Genomic DNA, 2745 nt, shown 5'->3' on the forward strand with positions numbered 1-2745 from the left:
ACGGGATCGGTGAGGTCGGCCCAGCCGACAACGGCGGTCACGAAGGGCGTCGCATCGGCCAGCCGCAGGAATTCCTCGGTTTCGTCGAGCGATGCCCGGCATTGCACGACGATGCTGGCGTCGATGCCGTTCGCATTCAGCAAGGGCGCGAGATCGGCCGGGCCGAAGCTGCGCCGGATCGGCGCCATCTCCGCGCCCTGCATCCACGGATAATCGGCGCGGGCAGGATCCCAGAAATGCTGATGGGCGTCGATGCGGCGGCTCACGTTGCATCTCCAGGCAATGGTGCACGCGGATCAACCAGGTTGCGCGCGCGCAGCTCCTGCCAGAACGACAGCGGCACTGGCGCATTCGCCATCGCGACATTGTCGGCGGCCTCACGGGCGGTGCGCGCGCCCTGCAGCGCGATCGTCACCGCAGGGTGGGCGAGGGCGAACTGGATCGCGGCCGCCTTGAGTTCGGTGCCGTGCTGCTTGCACAGCGCGTCGAGCTCCTTGGCGCGTGCGACCAGCGCGGCGCCGGCATCCTCGTAGTTGAACTTGGCGGCGCCATAGGGATCGGCCAGGATGCCGCTGTTGTAGATGCCGCCGAGCATGATGTCGACGTTGCGTTCGCGGCAGATCGGAAACAGCGTCGTCAGCGCGCCCTGATCCAGCAGCGTGTAGCGACCGGCGAGCAGGAAGCAGTCCACCGGCACGGCCTCCGCAAAGCGCGCCAGCATCTCCGACTGATTCATACCGGCGCCGATCGCGCGGATGGTGCGATCATCGCGCAGCCGCTGCAGCGCGCGGAATGCGCCGCCGACGGCTGTGTCATAATGATCATCAGGATCGTGCACGAGCAGGATGTCGATGCGGTCGAGGCCGAGCCGCTCAAGGCTCTCGTCGACCGAACGCATCACGCCGTCATAAGAATAGTCGAAATGCGGCCGCACGCGCGGCGCGCCCTTGTAATGATCATCTTCCGCAGGTGCCGCTTCATCCGCGCGTAACAGCCGTCCGACTTTGGTGGACAGCACGTAACTGTCGCGCGGCTGCGCCCGCAAAAAACGTCCCAGCCGCTGCTCGGCGAGCCCGAAGCCATAGAGCGGCGCGGTGTCGAACATGCGCACGCCGAGCGACCAGGCCTGCGCGATCGTCGCCTCGGCGTCGGCGTCGCCGACCTCTGCAAACAGGCCGCCGAGCGGCGCCGTGCCGAGCCCGAGCTGGGTGACCTCAAGGCCGCTCTTCCCAATTTGAACGCGCTTCATCGTTCTGTCCTTCTTGGCGAGACATACAGACGGCCGGCTGCGGCCGCCAGGCGCAGTGTGCAGGATGGATTCGCGCGGGGCAATCGGGATAGTTTGTGCAAGCCACAATGAAGCGACCGATGGAGGTGTTGCGATGTCGGCAATCAATCCGCTCACGGCGATCGGTGTCGTGTTCGCCACGGCGGCGACGGATGCGGTCTATGTGATGTTCACCTCGGCCGTTATCGCGCGACGGCGGGTCCCCGCTGCGACCTGGAGCTCGATCTGGTATCTGCTCTCGTCATTCGCCGTCATCAGCTACACCGAGAACTGGATCTATGTCGGCTTCGCCGCGGTCGGTTCCTGGATCGGCGCCTACGCATCGATGACGTTTCTGCACCGCCCGCCTGCCGGACCTCAGCCGCTTGGCGCGGCACCGGAATAGGGCGCAGCAAGCGGCCACATCCGCGTGAGCACGCTCACGGGGCGCGTGAAGTTTCTTGACGCTATGCCGGGTTTCGCCTAACCACAGTTCCGGGACACCTCCCCCCAACGGGAGGCTTACTATCTGGAAGGATAGATGATGACTGCAGTGAAGCCTGCTCAGCGGCCGGTCGTACCGCATTTCTCCTCCGGCCCCTGTGCCAAGCGCCCCGGCTGGACCAGCGAAAATCTCAAAGACGCAGCACTCGGCCGCTCGCATCGCGCGAAGATCGGCAAGGCCAAGCTCAAGCTCACCATCGAGCTGACGCGCGAAGTCCTGGAAGTCCCCGCCGACTACAAGATCGGCATCGTGCCGGCATCTGACACCGGCGCGGTCGAAATGGCGCTGTGGTCGCTGCTCGGCGCGCGCCCGGTTACCACGATCGCCTGGGAATCCTTCGGCGAGGGCTGGGTCAGCGACATCGTCAAGGAATTGAAGCTCAAGGACGTCACCAGGCTGCACGCCGGCTATGGCGAAATTCCCGACCTTGCCAAGGCCGATCCGGCCTCCGACATCGTCTTCACCTGGAACGGCACCACCTCAGGCGTGCGCGTTCCGAACGCGGACTGGATCAGCGCGAAGCGCGAAGGCCTGACGATCTGCGACGCCACTTCGGCGGCGTTCGCGCAAAAGCTCGATTGGCCCAAGCTCGACGTGGTGACGTTCTCCTGGCAGAAGGCGCTCGGCGGCGAAGCCGCGCACGGCATGCTGGTGCTGTCACCGCGCGCGGTGGCGCGGCTCGAGAGCTACACGCCGGCCTGGCCGCTGCCGAAAATCTTCCGCATGACCAAGGGCGGCAAGCTCAACGAAGGGATCTTCGAGGGTGAGACCATCAACACGCCGTCGATGCTGTGCGTCGAGGACTATCTCGACGCGCTGCAATGGGGCAAGTCGATCGGCGGTCTCAAGGCGCTGATGGCGCGCGCCGACGCCAACACCAAGGTGCTGGCCGACTGGAAGGCGAAGACGCCGTGGGTCGACTTCCTGGCAAAGGATCCCGCGATCCGCTCCAACACCTCGGTATGCATGAAGG

Annotated in this window: 4 protein-coding genes; 2 read left to right on the plus strand and 2 right to left on the minus strand. The window is 65.4% G+C overall.

Annotated elements, in window-relative coordinates:
• The coding region (locus WA702_RS29610; RefSeq protein WP_425114082.1) for an amidohydrolase family protein at positions 1-266 on the minus strand (266 nt) is incomplete at its 3' end.
• Positions 263-1249, minus strand: coding sequence for an aldo/keto reductase (locus WA702_RS29615; RefSeq protein WP_425114083.1), 987 nt, complete (start codon positions 1247-1249; stop codon positions 263-265). The genes WA702_RS29610 and WA702_RS29615, both read right to left, overlap by 4 nt.
• 133 nt (positions 1250-1382) lie before the next feature.
• Here WA702_RS29615 and WA702_RS29620 point away from each other — a divergent pair, with 133 nt between their 5' ends.
• Positions 1383-1673 (plus strand): hypothetical protein, encoded by a 291-nt coding sequence (locus WA702_RS29620; RefSeq protein ID WP_425114084.1) that lies wholly within the window; start codon positions 1383-1385, stop codon positions 1671-1673.
• A 138-nt stretch (positions 1674-1811) separates the two neighbouring features.
• Positions 1812-2745, plus strand: a 934-nt coding sequence (locus WA702_RS29625; protein ID WP_425114085.1) for a phosphoserine transaminase, incomplete at its 3' end; no start/stop codon positions are given.

Source organism: Bradyrhizobium sp. (assembly GCF_049798375.1).
Classification (GTDB): domain Bacteria; phylum Pseudomonadota; class Alphaproteobacteria; order Rhizobiales; family Xanthobacteraceae; genus Bradyrhizobium.